Here is a 15,177-nt window from a genome sequence, read left to right as displayed (position 1 = left end):
GGGGCGCAGTCTAGCATGAAAACTGACCTGCGCCCTGTGTTTCGTGTTGGAAAGTGCGAATGGTTAACGTGCGAAATCGGCCTCGGTTTTGGGCTGTGTCATTAGGCTCACAACCACAAAACTCACCAGTCCTAGGGCTAACGTTGGGACCACAATGTGCACACCACCAAAATCAGGTTTGAGTACTGAGCATAGAATATAGCTGCTCAGTCCGACGGTCATTGAGCATAATGCACCAGCCGCGTTAGCTTGCTTCCAATATAGCCCGAGCACCAGAGGCCATAAAAAGACGGTCTGCAATGCACCGATGGCCAGCAAGTTGAGCCAGATGATCATCTGTGGTGGATTGGTCGCGGCAACAAAGACAATGCAGGCAAAAATGGCGGTCGTCCATCGAGAAAGGCGACTGAGTTTGCGTTCGTCATTGACTGCTTGTGGATTGATATAGTTGATGTAGAGATCCTTGATCATGGTGGCTGAGGCTTGAATCAACTGCGAATCGATAGTCGACATGATGGCCGCCATGGGGCCGGCAAGGAAGATCCCGGCGATCACGGGTGGTAAAACCGTGATCATTAAGGTGGGCATGATCTGGTCGGGTGTCGCGATGTCGGGAATAATAGCGCGTCCCAGTGCGCCTGACAGGTGCATGCCTAACATGAGCACGGCCATGACGATCGTACTGATCACCATGCCTCGATGGAAAGCCCGGCTATCTCGATAGGTCATACATCGAAAGGCAGCGTGAGGAAGACCAACGACACCAAAACAGACAAGCACCCAAAAACTCAAAATGAATGGCTGACTGATAAAATTGTCTGGGCCATAAGGGGAAACAAGGCCGGGATCGATGCGATGTAACTCGGTCACTAAGTGGCCTAACCCGCCTCCTGCGATGACGACACCCGCAAAAAGAGCGAAGGTACCAATCAACATCATGATGCCTTGGAGGCTATCTGTCAGCGCGACCGCGCGAAAACCACCAATACTGGTGTAAAGGCCAACAGTAATCGCAAAGAGGGCGAGTGATGGGAGATAGTCGAGCCCTGTGACGGTTTGCAGTAGCCTTGCAGCGCCAACAAATTGCACGACCATGGTGCCCATAAAGGCCAGTAACAGCGCCAATGATGCAAAGATCACGACACCTCGGTGTTTAAAGCGAGCATAGAGCATATCGTTGATGGTTAGCGCATTGTGGCGTCTCGCTTCGATAGCAAATTTTTTACCTAGAACGCCAAGGGTGAGCCAGGCTGCAGGAAGCTGAATCATGGCCAACAGCACCCAACCAAGGCCAAACTGGTAGGCGGCACCCGGGCCGCCAATAAAGGAGCTGGCACTGGCATAAGTTGCGGCGAGTGTCATGGCTAGCATAAAGCCACCCATGGTACGGTTGCCGACTAGGTACTCTTGTAGAAAGCTGCCTTGATTGGCGCGGCGTGACCATATCGCAATAGCAAACATGGCCAAGAGATAGAAAAGAATGGGGATTAACATCGCTTTATTCATCGTCATTCTCCTGCTCTCCATCCATCACGACATTGAGAGGGATTGACTTATAGACGAATTTCACCATCAAAGCGCATGCGAGAGTGAAAATAAGTGGACCAAGGACACAGGCAAGGAGAAACCAAAGTGGCAGGCCAAAATAGAGTGTTGGTAAGCTGCTATCTTGCGGTGAAAAGTGATACGCGGAGATGTACCACCAAAGAAAATAGCCGATTGCAAGGGCGATAGCCCAACACGTTTCTTTGTGTGCTTGGCGAAAACGTTGTGTGAGTGTCTGCATGTAAACTCCTTTACCACGTATGCAGAGCGAACGTGGAGTGACATTCCCAAACTGGCTGAAATGAGACGTTATCCATTCAAGACACAGTGTGACTCGATGCTCGAGAGGGATGACAAGCAATGACTGAAAAGGCGCATTCTGGCAAAAGGGATAGCGGATGGCTACGGTTTCACCGTAAGGAGTTGTAGGTTTGTTGATTTGGAATAAAAAAAAGCAGCCGTTTAGGCTGCCTTTGACAAGATAATGCGACTGATCCGCGAGTATTGATGCTCAACTCAAGCCAAGCTTCTTCTCTAGATAGTGGATATTTGCGCCACCGTGTTGGAAGTTTTCATCTTTCATGATTTCCAATTGCAGTGGGATATTGGTTTTGATGCCGTCGATGATCATCTCACTCAGCGCATTCTTCATGCGAGAGATAGCCACATCGCGGTTCTCGCCGAAGCAGATCAACTTACCAATCATTGAATCGTAATGCGGTGGTACGGTATAGCCAGTGTAGATGTGAGATTCCCAGCGTACACCCATGCCGCCTGGAGCATGGAAACGCTCGATTTTACCCGGACAAGGTAGGAATCGCTCAGGATCTTCAGCATTGATACGACATTCAACCGCATGACCGCGGATTTGGATATCATCTTGGGTGAACGAAAGCGGTTGTCCTGCAGCGACACGCAGTTGCTCTTTGATTAAGTCAACGCCAGTCACCATTTCAGTAACTGGGTGCTCAACCTGAATACGGGTGTTCATTTCGATAAAGTAGAACTCGCCGTTTTCATACAAGAACTCAAACGTACCTGCACCACGATAGCCGATTTCTAGACATGCTCGGGTACAACGTTCGCCAATGTACTTGCGCATCTCTTCTGTGATGCCCGGCGCTGGCGCTTCTTCAACGACCTTCTGGTGACGACGTTGCATTGAGCAGTCACGCTCACCTAGGTGAATCGCACCACCTTGGCCGTCAGCAATCACTTGAACTTCAACGTGACGTGGGTTTTCTAGGAATTTCTCCATGTAAACCATATCGTTGTTGAAGGCCGCTTTTGCTTCAGCTCGGGTCATCGCGATAGCTTCAACCAGCTCTTGTTCGCTACGCACGACACGCATACCACGACCACCACCACCACCTGATGCTTTGATGATCACGGGGTAGCCGATGCGTTTCGCATGGGCTTTGTTTTTCGACTCGTCGTTATCAAGTGGACCATCAGAGCCTGGTACACAAGGGACGCCCGCTTTTTTCATTGCAGTGATGGCAGACACTTTGTCACCCATCATGCGGATCGTATCGGCTTTAGGGCCGACGAAGATAAAGCCAGAGCGTTCAACTTGCTCAGCAAAGTCGGCATTCTCTGAAAGGAAGCCGTAACCCGGGTGAATCGCGACTGCGCCCGTGATTTCTGCTGCAGCAATAATACGTGGAATGTTTAAGTAGCTTTCTAGACCACTTGCCGGACCAATACAGATCGCTTCATCGGCAAGTAATACGTGTTTTAAGTCGCGGTCAGCCGTAGAGTGTACAGCGACAGTTTTGATGCCTAGTTCTTTACAGGCACGCAAAATCCGCAGCGCAATCTCACCTCGGTTCGCGATGACTAATTTATCTAACATGGTCGTCCTCGCGATTATTCAATCACAAACAGTGGTTGATCAAATTCAATCGCGTCGCCGTCTGTTGCAAGAATCGCTTTCACCACACCCGCTTTGTCTGCTTCGATTTGGTTCATCATCTTCATTGCTTCAACGATACATAGCGTATCACCCACATTTACTTGCGAACCAATCTCGACAAATGAGCTCGCGTCTGGGCTTGGTGCACGGTAGAAAGTACCTACCATTGGTGAAAGGACTTGATGGCCCGATACGACTTCAGCAGCGGGTGCCTCTGTGGCTACCGCAGGTGCGGCTTCGACGGCAGGCGCTGCAACTGGCGCTGGTGCTGCTGCGTATTGAACAGGTGCCGCTGCTGCGACAACGTTAGAGGTACGGCTAATGCGTACTGACTCTTCACCTTCAGAAATTTCTAGCTCAGAAATGCCTGATTCCTCAACCAGTTCAATCAGCTTCTTGATTTTACGAATGTCCATGTCTTTATCTCTATAATTTTGTCATGTCAGGCTGACGCGTGTCAGCGGCGTTAATTGTTGGTTGTGTCGAGGTGGCGTACCGCCGCCTGCAACGCAAATTCATAGCCTTGCGCCCCTAAGCCACATATCACCCCCTTCGCTACATCAGAGAGGTAGGAGTGATGGCGGAATGGCTCGCGAGCGTGCACATTAGACAGGTGCACTTCAATAAATGGAATGGCGACACCCAACAAGGCATCACGAATCGCAACGCTGGTATGAGTGAACGCTGCTGGGTTAATCAGAATAAAATCGACCTTGCCATGGGCTTGGTGGATCGCATCAATAAGCGCGTGCTCTGCATTCGACTGAAGGTGATCCAGTGTGTAACCAGCGTGAGCTGCTTGCTCTGTTAATCGACTTACTATGCTCGCTAAGGTGTCACTGCCGTAGTGGCCGGGCTCTCGTAGACCGAGCAAGTTAAGATTTGGTCCATTCAGAAGTAAAATGCGCTTATTTGCTGTCATTTTCGCTTTATTCCATTTATCTGCGGTTAAATGTAGTGAAAATTCACTTTCATCGCGCTAACCCTGAAAGCAGGTTAGTGTTGCTCACTTACTTGTGTTTTCCTGCAATTATAGAGAAATCGCTGCAAATCGCAGCAAAATACTGGTCTTATCTCATCGGCAGGTGGTGTTTTCTATGTCAGTTTGTGAGGGGTAGCCATGTTTTGGCGATATGTTTAAGCATCTTGCGGACAAGCATTTGCCGATTGCAGGTCATTCTTAAGGTTTTCCTCAGCAACATGAGGATATAGGCACTCGATTAGACAGGAAATTCGGTAGAAGTGGAGAGTTCTGTAGCGTAATGAAGCAAACTTGGGCGGCTGGTCACAAAAAAGCCGCTCATTAAGAGCGGCAAAGGAGTCTATTACATTTACTACTAGGGTTTATAAACTGCTTATAGCAGCTGTTGCTTCTCTGCAATGAGTTTATCGACAACACTTGGGTCGGCGAGCGTTGAAGTATCACCTAAGTTGCTTGTGTCACCTGTGGCAATCTTACGCAAGATGCGACGCATGATTTTGCCTGAACGCGTCTTAGGCAATGCATCAGTCCAATGCAAAAAGTCAGGTGTCGCGATAGGGCCGATTTCTTTACGAACCCATTCTTTGACTTCTTTATGAAGCTCAGCACTCGGGACTTCGCCAGCATTTAGCGTGATGTAAGCGTAGATAGCCTGACCTTTAATATCGTGTGGCACACCGACAATGGCGGCTTCTGCAATTTTATCGAACGCGACCAGCGCGGACTCAATCTCTGCAGTACCCATGCGGTGACCAGAGACGTTAAGGACGTCATCAACACGGCCCGTAATCCAGAAGTAACCATCTTCGTCGCGACGTGCACCGTCACCCGTAAAGTACATGCCTTTAAAGGTTGAGAAGTAGGTTTGCTCGAAGCGGTCGTGGTCACCATAAACGGTTCGCATCTGTCCCGGCCATGAATCTAGAATGACGAGGTTACCATCGGTGGCGCCCTCTAGTAGATTACCCATGTTATCGACCAGTGCAGGTTGAACACCAAAGAATGGGCGTGTTGCAGAGCCGGGTTTCAAGGCTGTAGCGCCTGGCAGAGGAGTAATAAGAATACCGCCCGTTTCTGTTTGCCACCACGTATCAACAATCGGGCAGCGTTCGTCCCCAATCGTACGGTGGTACCATTCCCATGCTTCAGGGTTAATAGGTTCACCCACAGAGCCCATGATGCGAAGCGAGCTGCGTGATGTCTCTTTGACCGCTTCGTCGCCCTTCGCCATCAAGGCGCGGATAGCGGTTGGCGCCGTGTAGAGAATCGAAACTTGGTGTTTATCGACCACCTGACTCATGCGATTGACGTCTGGGTAATTCGGTACACCCTCAAAGAGAATGGTCGTTGCACCATTTGAAAGCGGGCCATATACAAGGTAGCTGTGGCCAGTGATCCAACCCACATCGGCAGTACACCAGTAAACATCGCCTTCTTGGTAGTCAAAGACATACTTAAAGGTCATGGTCGCGTAAACAAGGTATCCCCCAGTGGTGTGCATTACACCTTTCGGCTTACCTGTTGAGCCGGAAGTATAGAGAATGAATAAGGGGTCTTCGGCATTCATGGGCTCTGGTGCACAACTTGTTGATGCAACCGCCGTTGCTTCGTGCCACCAAACATCACGATGGCTATGCCATTCCACGTCGCCGCCTGTACGTTTAAATACCACGACTTTTTCAATCGTTTTAACGTCCGGGTTGGTCAATGCCTCATCGACATTTTTCTTCAGCGGCACAGCGCGCCCGCCTCGAATACCTTCGTCAGCGGTCACAACGATTTTGGCGTCGGAGTCGATAATACGACCTGCCAGCGCTTCTGGTGAGAAACCACCGAATACAATGGTGTGAACCGCGCCAATACGCGTACAAGCCAGCATAGCAATCGCCGCTTCAGCAACCATAGGCATGTAAAGGCAAACCACATCGCCTTTGCGAACCCCTTGGCTTTTTAGCGCGTTCGCAAATTGACAAACTTGCTCGTGAAGCTCGTTGTAAGTGAGGGTTGCGTCATCTGCTGGGTCATCGCCTTCCCAGATGATGGCTACTTGGTCGCCACGCTCTTCTAGATGTCGGTCGATACAGTTAACAGAGACATTCAGTTCGCCATCTTCAAACCATTTAATGCTGACATGGCCGGTATCGAATGAGGTTGATTTGACTTTGGTGAAGGGGGTCATCCAGTCGACAATCTGTCCGTGTTCACGCCAAAACCCTTCTGGGTTGACCACAGACTGTTGGTACATCTCACGATATTTTGCATCATCGACATGGGCATTTGCAGCAATCGCAGGTTGTACTGGGTAGATATGACCTTCGCTCATCCTGATCTCCTTTAGCGCCCGGTCCGGGCTGACATTCCTATCGGGTTTAAGATATAAGTTGGGCGATCATTGGCGTTTCGACAATTAGACTTTAGGATAACGAGGCTTAATGCAACTGGGTGATTATTAACCAGATTCCTTTCCGGTTGCAGCTGTTAAAGCAAAGAGACTCGGCATGATTGCCTTTATTGGCTTTGAATTGAAGGCATTCCACCGTGCTTTAGACGAACGTAGATAAGGGCCGCGGCAATCGCGTCTTCCATCGCATCATGACGGTCGGGTAGCGGTAAATTTAGCTGTTTACTCATGCTGTCTAAGCTCAAATCGCAGTAGGCATTGGGCAACATTCGCTCAAGCCGTTCTTGGTAGAGAAAACTCACCTCAACAATTTTGTTAGGCAAGGGAAACCCGAAGTAGCGCTGGAAGTAGCGATCAAGAATCTGTTTGTCATATTGGATGTGGTATCCCACCAGAGGCCGATTGCCAATGAAGTCGAGCAGTTGTGTTAAGGCGTCTTCAATGTCTTGGCCTTGATGTAAATCTTGGTGGCGCAAGCGATGTATGGTGACAGACCCAGCATCAAGACTCCCCGGCGGTCTCAACGTGAGGCTGAGCGATTGGCTGGTGAGGACGCGGTTTGCATGAATTTTCGTTGCAGCGATGGTGACGAGCTCGGCACTATCGGGATTTAGACTGGTGGTTTCGCAGTCGAGGGAAACCAGTTCACTGCCTTGATAGCGTTCGAAAAGCGCTGCATAGTCAGTCTCTTTGAGTTGGTGTCGATACCATAATCGCTGCAATATATTCATTCGGCCCCTTATTTATCTGGGTGTTAGGCAACACAAGTCTTTTGAGTCAGAGACTTAGGTGGGTTACTCACGAAGTTGATAGTGGAAGCCAAGCCACTGCTGAAACTTTTTGACCACATGTAAACTATGGCGCAGTAAATCCCGCTCTGTGCGGTTTAATGCTTCGGTATGGATGCTGGTTCCTGTCTCTGGATGCGTTAGCTGCTCTCGTAAGCGCAGTTTGATAAAGAGCTTCAGCGCTTCACTGAGGTTAGCGACCGTCTCCGGTTCTAAAAAACGTTGTTTTTCCAGTGCATTGAGGCGCGCAAAGGTGTTGTTGACTTCAATACCGGCCTCGAGTGCAATGGTGCGGACCCCATGAACGATGGGGAAGATCCCCCCTTTTTTAATATCTAAACCCGCTTTGCTTTTCTTCAGTTTGCCAAATAAGGTTAGCGGTACATTGAACTGCATAGCGGGGCGGACAAAGGTTGCGAGTAACAGTTGCTGTTCGTGCATCGCATCATGCAGGCATTGTGCAATTGGTTGAAACAGCCCTTTTTGGCCTGCGATTGGATGCGCATCTGCTAGCATCGCCAACGACATCAGGCTCTCTTCTGTGCCTTTGCGTTTATGCTGCAAAATGTGGTTTTGCCATTGTGTTTGTGTTTTCACCCAGTGCGGGTTGTTGACCATGACACTGCCGGGGCAAGGGGGGTAACCAAGCTGCAATAAGGTTTCAGAGAATCTTGCCATGACATCTGCGCAGTCTGGCCAGTCAAGATCATCAGCAAGGATCAGGGCGTTATCTTGATCCGTTTTCAGTATTTGCTCGCCTCGCCCTTCAGACCCCATCACGATAAGGCAGCAACGGGACTGCATCTCTAGCGGTACCACGAGCTGGAAGGCTTTCTCAATGATCTGTTCATTGACCGCCGCGATCAGTTCCATCACAAAGCGAGTGTGAATGCCATTGTTGAGCAAGGTTTCTATTAGCTTAGGCTGGCTATGCGCCGCCTGCGCGAGAGATTCAATGTCTTCGGCGCGGGCAATGCGCAGCGTCAAAACGTGCGAGTGGGTTGAGAATAGACTCAACACTTGGGTGAGATCAAGCATGCCAGCGATGCACCCTTGATCGAGCACCAATACCCGTTTGACCTTTTGTCGTGTCATTGCAATGGTCGCGTTAAACAGGTAGTCGCCTTTATTGACGCTTATCACCGGGGCTGTCGCGATACCGTGCACGGCACTTTCTGGGGCTTGCTTGTCGAGCAGTGTTGCGTGGAGGAGATCCGTCCGCGTAATAATGCCAATGGTATCGGTCGCCTCGGTGGGCATTTCAATGAACGCGCAGTCGATGTTACGTTCTTGCATTGTTAACGTCGCATCATAGAGTGACGTTTGAGCATCCAGCACAATACAAGGCTGAATATGCGCATCATCAATGCGAGTTAAAATAAACTCGGCCAAATTTTGTTGTTGATGTGCCGTTTCTAGCAGTTGGTTGCGATTGGCGAGGTTGGTATCGAAATAGCCCGCAAAGGCTTTGTTGGCGTGATACAAAGACAAAAACGTGTCGTTACTGAGTAGGTAACAGAGCGTGTCTTCAAGGGCGACATAGTGATGTTTGCTTTGAGACTCAAATTGCGCACGCACATCAAAGATATCGTCTTGGGTGTAATGACTGTAGAGTTCTTGATTCGCAGCATCTTGTTCTTCAACCACCCCTTTAATGATAATAAAGAGTGAGTGGCATGCGTCTCCCGCTCGAACAATGATGTCCCCTTCTCGGTAGTAAGCGACATCAAGCGCATGCCGCAGTTGTGTTTGCTGCGACGCGGTGAGGCGGTCAAAAGGCGGTAAGCTGGTATCAAATTTTTCTGGCATAGCATGTCCTCTTCACACGTACATCCTGTCCGCTGGCAAACTGCTTTGCTGGTATTGCGTTATCCTTTTAAGTCAGGGGCGAGGTGACTTAAGGGGCAATCTAAACCGTATTTTTTGCACCGTAGTTTTGTACTTAGATTAGTGTGAACGAGAGTGTGAAATGCCTCTAGGCGACTTTAGTCTATTTTTCTTTGCATGCAATGGAAGCTGCCTCGCACTGTTGGCGAATGAGCTCTTTTGGCGAGGAAATGAGCTCGCCCTAGCCGTTGTACCTAGCATAAAATGCGTTAAAATGTGATCGGTTAGGCAAAATGTGGCAATTAATTGCAATAACTACACACAAAAACGATATGGAAATCTATTTGTCACTGCGCAGGAAAGCGTGCTGAACCTCGATAACTTTTTTCACGTTAACGCTCTTTAGGCTTGCAGCAACAAGGAATGCATCATGCTTTCTCGTACACCATATGGGTGGACTTCCCAGTACCTTTTTGGCTATTTCTTTTCTTATGGCGTCTATTTGCCCTTCTGGGCTATTTGGCTCTCTTATATGGGCATGTCCCCCTCGGAAGTTGGCCTAATTACGGGGGCCGGGTTTGTGACGCGTGCTTTGTGTAACCTTCTTGTCACACCCAAGATCCACCGCCCGGAACAGATGTTTCCAGCACTGCGCTGGGTGACGTGGGGTAGCGTTGCCATCATGGCGCTGCATCTTGTGGTGGGAAACAATTTTTGGGTGTTGGCACTGGCAACGGTGGGCTTCAACTTTTTGAGTGCACCTATTATGCCGCTATCCGATTCTGTCGCTAACCATTACCAGTCGCGCCAGTTGTTAGACTATGGTCGTACCCGATTATGGGGCTCTATCGCATTCGTTGTTGGCACTTGGGTTGTCGGGCGTGCAACTGATAGCTTTGGCGAGAGTACCATTCCGTACTTAGCGTTGGCGGGACTGGCGATGGCGGCGATCCTTTGTGAATGTCCGCCCAAGCAGATGCCTGTTGGCGAAGATAAAGTGTCTGAGCGACCAAACTTATGGCAGATGCTTAAACGTCGCGACGTACAGGTATTTTTGCTGGTGACAGCCCTATTACAAGGCAGCCATGCCGCTTACTATACCTTCGGCTCGATTCACTGGCGCTCCTTTGGGATTAGCGACAGTACGATCAGCAATCTTTGGTCGGTGAGTGTAGTTGCAGAAATCATGATCTTCTTGGTGGGTAAAAATCTCTTTACTCATTGGAGCGTGACCAACATGATGCGCCTGGCTGCTGTTGGGGCGATGGTACGTTGGACAATTCTAGGTACGTCGAGCGATCTTTATCTATTGGCCTTTATGCAGGCGCTGCACTGTATTACGTTTGCCGTTGCGCATTTAGGTGCTATTAAGTTCATTCAACAGCAGGCGGAATCAGAACGTATTGCGTGGCAATCACTTTACAATGCGATTCCTCTCGGCTTGATCATGGGGGGGTTAACCTTCGCGTCGGGCAAGCTTTACGAGCTCTATAATGCGCAGTTGTTTTTGGCGATGGTGGCGTTTGTTGTGCCAGTGTTTTTGTTTAACGTCGTGCCAATAAAGCAAAAAAGCGATGGCAGATCTCAATCTGACGTTGCAGAAGAGGGGAATCACTAGAGCCCCGATCTGAACTTGCTTATCATGGTTTGTAAACAAATTGTTTACGGATGTGAAGCCATGACACAAGGATGGGTCGTCTTTCCGGTCTCGATTATCTATTTGGGGCTGCTATTTTTAATCGCTTGGTATGGCGATAAGCGCGCCAATTGGCTGGCGCGCTGGCGGCCTTGGATTTATAGCTTGTCTATTGCCGTTTACTGCACCTCGTGGACCTTTTATGGCACTGTCGGTCAGGCGAGCAATAACCTTTGGTCTTTCTTACCCATCTATTTTGCTCCGATTCTCGTTTTTACGCTGGGATGGCGCATACTTGCCCGGATTATCTTGACGGCAAAACGCGAGCATATTACCTCCATTGCCGATTTTATTGCTGCCCGCTATGGAAAGTCGCAAGGTATCGCGGTGTTGGTAACCGTGATTGCTGTCGTGGGCATCTTGCCTTATATCGCCTTGCAGCTCCGTGGTATTACGCTCGGAATGGCGCAAGTCGCGCCTGATCTCGTGGTCTTTGATGGTGATGGGGCGAGCTTTTCCGCAGGCATTGTCGCTTTGGCGTTGGCCTTGTTTACCATGCTGTTTGGCACTCGCCATATTGATAGCACTGAGCATCACCGTGGGATGATGATGGCGGTGGCCTTTGAATCCGTGGTGAAGCTGGTGGCGTTTCTGGTGGTTGGTTTGTTTGCCTTTGGTATGTTGGCGGGTTTGCCGTCGGGCATTTTGACACAAACAATGGCGACCCCAGAGCATCAGGTGAACTGGGGGCAGCTTATCATTCATACCTTGTTGACGATGGCGGCGATGTTCTGTTTACCACGTCAGTTTCATACCATTGTTGTCGAGAACAACCATGCGCAGGATTTACATACCGCCCGTTGGGTGTTCCCTGGCTACTTGATCTTGATGGGGCTGTTCGTTGTTCCGCTGGCACTGGTAGGGCAAACCTTATTGCCGGGGATCAGCGCAGATACGTATGTGATTAATCTGCCACTGTTCGCAGAGCAAAATAGCATTGCGATGTTAGCCTTTATTGGCGGGACGTCTGCTGCAAGTGGCATGGTGATTGTGTCGACTATCGCACTCGCTATCATGGTTTCTAATGATCTCGTCTTACCGCTCTTGCTGCGCCGCATGCGTCTTGGTGGGGATGGCTCTGAGAAATTTGCAGGTTGGTTGCTTAACATTCGTCGGGTATTAATCGGTCTGCTGATGTTGGCGGCATGGGGGGTTTATCAAGCGCTGGTCGAAATCCCCTCTCTATCTTCGATTGGGTTTCTTTCGTTTGCGGCGATCGCACAGTTTTTCCCTGCGTTAATCGGTGGCCTTTATTGGCGTCATGGCAATCGAAAAGGGGTGTATTTTGGTTTGATTGGGGGCTTTGCAATATGGCTGATTACGCTCATGGCGCAAACCCAGATGTTAGCGGGTAGCAGTGAAACCAACTTGTTACTTTGGTTGCTTGAGCCTCCAGCCTTGCCTCTGCTTACGGGGTTGACGTATGTCGACTGGGGCATGGTGTTGAGTCTGCTGGTTAACACTTTATTGTTTGTTGCGGTCTCGTTGATGACCCGGCCATCACTGTCTGAACGATTGCAAGCCGCCTCTTTCGTTGGCGCGCCATTGGCTGACACGGAATCAAGTTCTGTCTATCAGAGCCGCGTTACTGTTGCGGAGTTGGAAATTCTGGCGGGACGTTTTGTCGGCCGACCTCGTGCAAAGCAGGCGTTTCAAAACTATTCAGAGCAGCATGGGGTCGAGCTCTTGCCGCAGCAGCAAGCGAATGCCTTATTGATCCGGCACACTGAGCGAGTACTGGCAGGGGTGTTTGGGGCTTCGTCTGCGCGATTGGTTTTGACCTCTGCCCTACAAGGGCGAGACATGCAGCTTGAAGAGATTGCCACTATTGTGGATGAAGCATCAGAGCTGTTTGATTTTAGTCGCGGCCTGTTACAAGGCGCGATTGAGCATATTAGTCAAGGTATTGCCGTTGTTGATAAACAGTTGCGCCTCGTTGCTTGGAATCAGCGTTACTTGCAACTGTTTGAGTTTCCCCCCGGATTGATTCAGGTCGGTAGACCCATTTCCGATGTGATTCGCCACAACGCCTATCGAGGTTTGTGTGGCCCTGGGGATCCGGAAGAGCATGTTCGCAAACGTGTCGCCTATCTTGAAGCGGGCTCGGCGCACACCTCATCGCGCTTGCGACCTGATGGCACGGTTATTGAAGTGCAGGGTAACCCGATGCCAGGTGGTGGCTTTGTGATGAGTTTTACCGATATCACGCAGTTCCGTCAAACGGCGGATATGTTGAAAGAGGCCAATGAAACACTTGAAGCTCGCGTTCAAGCCCGCACCAAAGAGTTGGAATCTCTGAATAAGCGGTTGGTTTCTGCCACGCGCAATGCAGAACAGATGTCCCAGTCTAAGAGTCGCTTCTTGGCTGCAGTGAGTCATGATCTCATGCAGCCGTTAAATGCAGCGCGGTTGTTCTCATCGTCACTGAATGAAGTGGCCAATACAGACGAAACCCGCGAGTTGGCCAAGTATATTGAAAGCTCACTGGGCGCCGCTGAGGATTTAATCAGTGATTTGCTTGATGTGTCACGGTTGGAATCTGGCAAACTGACGGCTCGAGTGGTCGCATTCCCGCTAAGCGAGGTATTTGATACCTTGGGGGCGGAGTTTGGCGTGTTAGCGCGACAACAAGACATCGATTTTCGTGTTGTGACCACAGATGCTGTCGTCTGCTCTGACGCGAAGTTGCTTCGCCGTGCTTTACAGAACTTTTTAACCAATGCTTTTCGCTATAACCCCAAAGGCAAGGTGTTGCTGGGATGCCGTCGTCGAGGCGATAGTGTCCAGATTCAAATTTGGGACAATGGCCCAGGCATTTCAGAAGAGCGACAAGCAGAAATTTTTGATGAGTTTACTCGCGGTGATGTTGGACAAAATACTGAACATGGCTTGGGGTTGGGGCTTGCTATCGCGCGGGGGATTAGTCGAGTCCTAGACCATCCTTTGGATATGTGGTCTGAGTTGGAAAAAGGCACCATGTTTTCGTTGTTTGTGCCGATAGGCAAAGTGAAAGCCACTAAAGTGATACAGGAGACACCAAGTGCAGGGGCATTGGAGAACTTACATGTGCTCTGTATCGACAATGAACCGGATATCCTCGTTGGCATGGAGTCGTTGTTATCGCGTTGGGGCTGCCAAGTGCAAACGGCCGAAACCGTTCAGCAGGTGGCGGCAATTCTCACAAAAGGTTGGCGACCGCATGTGGTACTCAGTGACTATCATCTTGCCAATGAACAAACGGGTTTACAGGCCCTGCAACAGTGCCGACTCGCATTAGGCAATACCTTTATGGGGGTGTTGATCAGTGCTGATCGCACCCAAGAGACACAAGATGCTGCTAAAGCGAATGGTTACCACTTTATGAGCAAACCAGTGAAGCCGATTAAGTTGAGAAATATGCTCAATCAGGTTGAGGTCTAGAGCAAGTCAGGTCGGCGAGTGTTGGAAATGCAAAGAGCGCTTGAGGGCGCTCTTTTTGTTGTTTTACTTCTCGGTAAACAAGGTCTCATAGACGACAAACTCAGTGCTGGTTTCCCCGTAGTAGAGGGTGTTATTCGCACTGATGACGACGCGAAGTTCATCTTGTTCTGAGCTTGGTGCAGCAAGGGTAAGATGCCAGTGTTGTCCAGATTCGTCGCTGCGCAGCATATCGGTGGGAGTCGCTTTCGCTTCGGGGGAGCTGGCAAGGGCAACTTTCACTCCATCTAATGGAAACTCAGTTTTTAGGCTAAGGTCGAGTGCATGTTGCGTGAGCCCTTCGGAGCGAAATTGAATCTTAAAATCGCCGTTTTCCATGCTGCATAAACCGCTGGTGTAGCGGCAGTTAGACTTACTCACCAGTTTATAGGTTTCACCTTCTTGCGCGGCTTGCGGTTTTTCGCTCACAGCCATATCGGTGCCGAAGTAAGCAATGATGGCAAGAATCGGGGCAATCAGTAAGGCGATGATGAAGTGTTTGTTTTTAAACATGTGAGCGGTCCTTGTCTCGAGATGTTTTTCACTACCTTACCCGAGTAAGGTGAT

The 15,177-nt window shown here is 49.8% G+C and carries 11 protein-coding genes; 2 read left to right on the top strand and 9 right to left on the bottom strand.

Annotation, left to right across the window (positions count from 1 at the left end; translation table 11 throughout):
* Positions 1-63: 63 nt before the first annotated feature.
* The 8 genes from panF to TSUB_RS15100 form a co-directional block, all read right to left on the bottom strand.
* Positions 64-1,506, bottom strand: coding sequence for a sodium/pantothenate symporter (gene panF, locus TSUB_RS15135; protein ID WP_087026778.1), 1,443 nt, complete (start codon positions 1,504-1,506; stop codon positions 64-66).
* On the bottom strand, positions 1,499-1,786 hold the full coding sequence (locus TSUB_RS15130; RefSeq protein WP_087026781.1) for a YhdT family protein: 288 nt from the start codon (positions 1,784-1,786) through the stop codon (positions 1,499-1,501). Before TSUB_RS15130 ends, panF begins: the two co-directional genes overlap by 8 nt.
* Before the next feature lie 270 nt (positions 1,787-2,056).
* On the bottom strand, positions 2,057-3,400 hold the full coding sequence (gene accC / locus TSUB_RS15125) for an acetyl-CoA carboxylase biotin carboxylase subunit (protein WP_087026783.1): 1,344 nt from the start codon (positions 3,398-3,400) through the stop codon (positions 2,057-2,059).
* A 14-nt stretch (positions 3,401-3,414) separates the two neighbouring features.
* Positions 3,415-3,876, bottom strand: a complete 462-nt coding sequence (gene accB, locus TSUB_RS15120; RefSeq protein ID WP_087026787.1) for an acetyl-CoA carboxylase biotin carboxyl carrier protein — start codon at positions 3,874-3,876, stop codon at positions 3,415-3,417.
* 50 nt (positions 3,877-3,926) lie between these two features.
* Positions 3,927-4,382 carry a type II 3-dehydroquinate dehydratase gene (gene aroQ / locus TSUB_RS15115; RefSeq protein ID WP_087026788.1) on the bottom strand — a complete coding sequence of 152 codons (456 nt, stop codon included), beginning with the start codon at positions 4,380-4,382 and terminating at the stop codon, positions 3,927-3,929.
* Between the two features lie 433 nt (positions 4,383-4,815).
* Positions 4,816-6,765: an acetate--CoA ligase gene (acs, locus tag TSUB_RS15110; protein ID WP_087026791.1), complete on the bottom strand. Its 1,950-nt coding sequence runs from the start codon at positions 6,763-6,765 to the stop codon at positions 4,816-4,818.
* A 185-nt stretch (positions 6,766-6,950) separates the two neighbouring features.
* Complete coding sequence (locus TSUB_RS15105; protein ID WP_087026794.1) at positions 6,951-7,574, bottom strand: 3'-5' exonuclease; 624 nt, start codon at positions 7,572-7,574, stop codon at positions 6,951-6,953.
* Between the two features lie 63 nt (positions 7,575-7,637).
* The gene (locus tag TSUB_RS15100) at positions 7,638-9,440 is read right to left on the bottom strand and encodes a DUF294 nucleotidyltransferase-like domain-containing protein (RefSeq protein ID WP_087026796.1); all 1,803 of its coding nucleotides are present in this window, start codon (positions 9,438-9,440) and stop codon (positions 7,638-7,640) included.
* A 448-nt stretch (positions 9,441-9,888) separates the two neighbouring features.
* Between TSUB_RS15100 and TSUB_RS15095 the strand changes: the two genes are divergently transcribed.
* Both TSUB_RS15095 and TSUB_RS15090 read left to right on the top strand, forming a co-directional pair.
* A complete protein-coding gene (locus TSUB_RS15095; protein WP_087026799.1) occupies positions 9,889-11,076 on the top strand; it encodes a 3-phenylpropionate MFS transporter in 1,188 nt (395 codons plus the stop codon).
* Positions 11,077-11,136: 60 nt separating this feature from the next.
* Complete coding sequence (locus tag TSUB_RS15090; RefSeq protein WP_087026802.1) at positions 11,137-14,574, top strand: PAS domain-containing hybrid sensor histidine kinase/response regulator; 3,438 nt, start codon at positions 11,137-11,139, stop codon at positions 14,572-14,574.
* Between the two features lie 63 nt (positions 14,575-14,637).
* On the opposite strand, the gene TSUB_RS15085 is transcribed toward TSUB_RS15090, so the two are convergent.
* A complete protein-coding gene (locus tag TSUB_RS15085; RefSeq protein WP_087026804.1) occupies positions 14,638-15,123 on the bottom strand; it encodes a hypothetical protein in 486 nt (161 codons plus the stop codon).
* Positions 15,124-15,177 lie beyond the last annotated feature (54 nt).

Origin of the sequence: Thaumasiovibrio subtropicus (genome assembly GCF_019703835.1) — a bacterium.
Lineage (GTDB): Bacteria > Pseudomonadota > Gammaproteobacteria > Enterobacterales > Vibrionaceae > Thaumasiovibrio > Thaumasiovibrio subtropicus.
This window is presented reverse-complemented; position numbering and strand designations above follow the sequence as displayed.

Coding starts and splice junctions, on each gene's coding strand:
- TSUB_RS15095 (WP_087026799.1), top strand. CDS start 9,889: ATGCTTTCTCGTACACCATATGGGTGGACTTCCCAGTACCTTTTTGGC.
- panF (WP_087026778.1), bottom strand. CDS start 1,506: ATGAATAAAGCGATGTTAATCCCCATTCTTTTCTATCTCTTGGCCATG.
- aroQ (WP_087026788.1), bottom strand. CDS start 4,382: ATGACAGCAAATAAGCGCATTTTACTTCTGAATGGACCAAATCTTAAC.
- TSUB_RS15100 (WP_087026796.1), bottom strand. CDS start 9,440: ATGCCAGAAAAATTTGATACCAGCTTACCGCCTTTTGACCGCCTCACC.
- TSUB_RS15105 (WP_087026794.1), bottom strand. CDS start 7,574: ATGAATATATTGCAGCGATTATGGTATCGACACCAACTCAAAGAGACT.
- acs (WP_087026791.1), bottom strand. CDS start 6,765: ATGAGCGAAGGTCATATCTACCCAGTACAACCTGCGATTGCTGCAAAT.
- TSUB_RS15085 (WP_087026804.1), bottom strand. CDS start 15,123: ATGTTTAAAAACAAACACTTCATCATCGCCTTACTGATTGCCCCGATT.
- TSUB_RS15130 (WP_087026781.1), bottom strand. CDS start 1,786: ATGCAGACACTCACACAACGTTTTCGCCAAGCACACAAAGAAACGTGT.
- accB (WP_087026787.1), bottom strand. CDS start 3,876: ATGGACATTCGTAAAATCAAGAAGCTGATTGAACTGGTTGAGGAATCA.
- TSUB_RS15090 (WP_087026802.1), top strand. CDS start 11,137: ATGACACAAGGATGGGTCGTCTTTCCGGTCTCGATTATCTATTTGGGG.
- accC (WP_087026783.1), bottom strand. CDS start 3,400: ATGTTAGATAAATTAGTCATCGCGAACCGAGGTGAGATTGCGCTGCGG.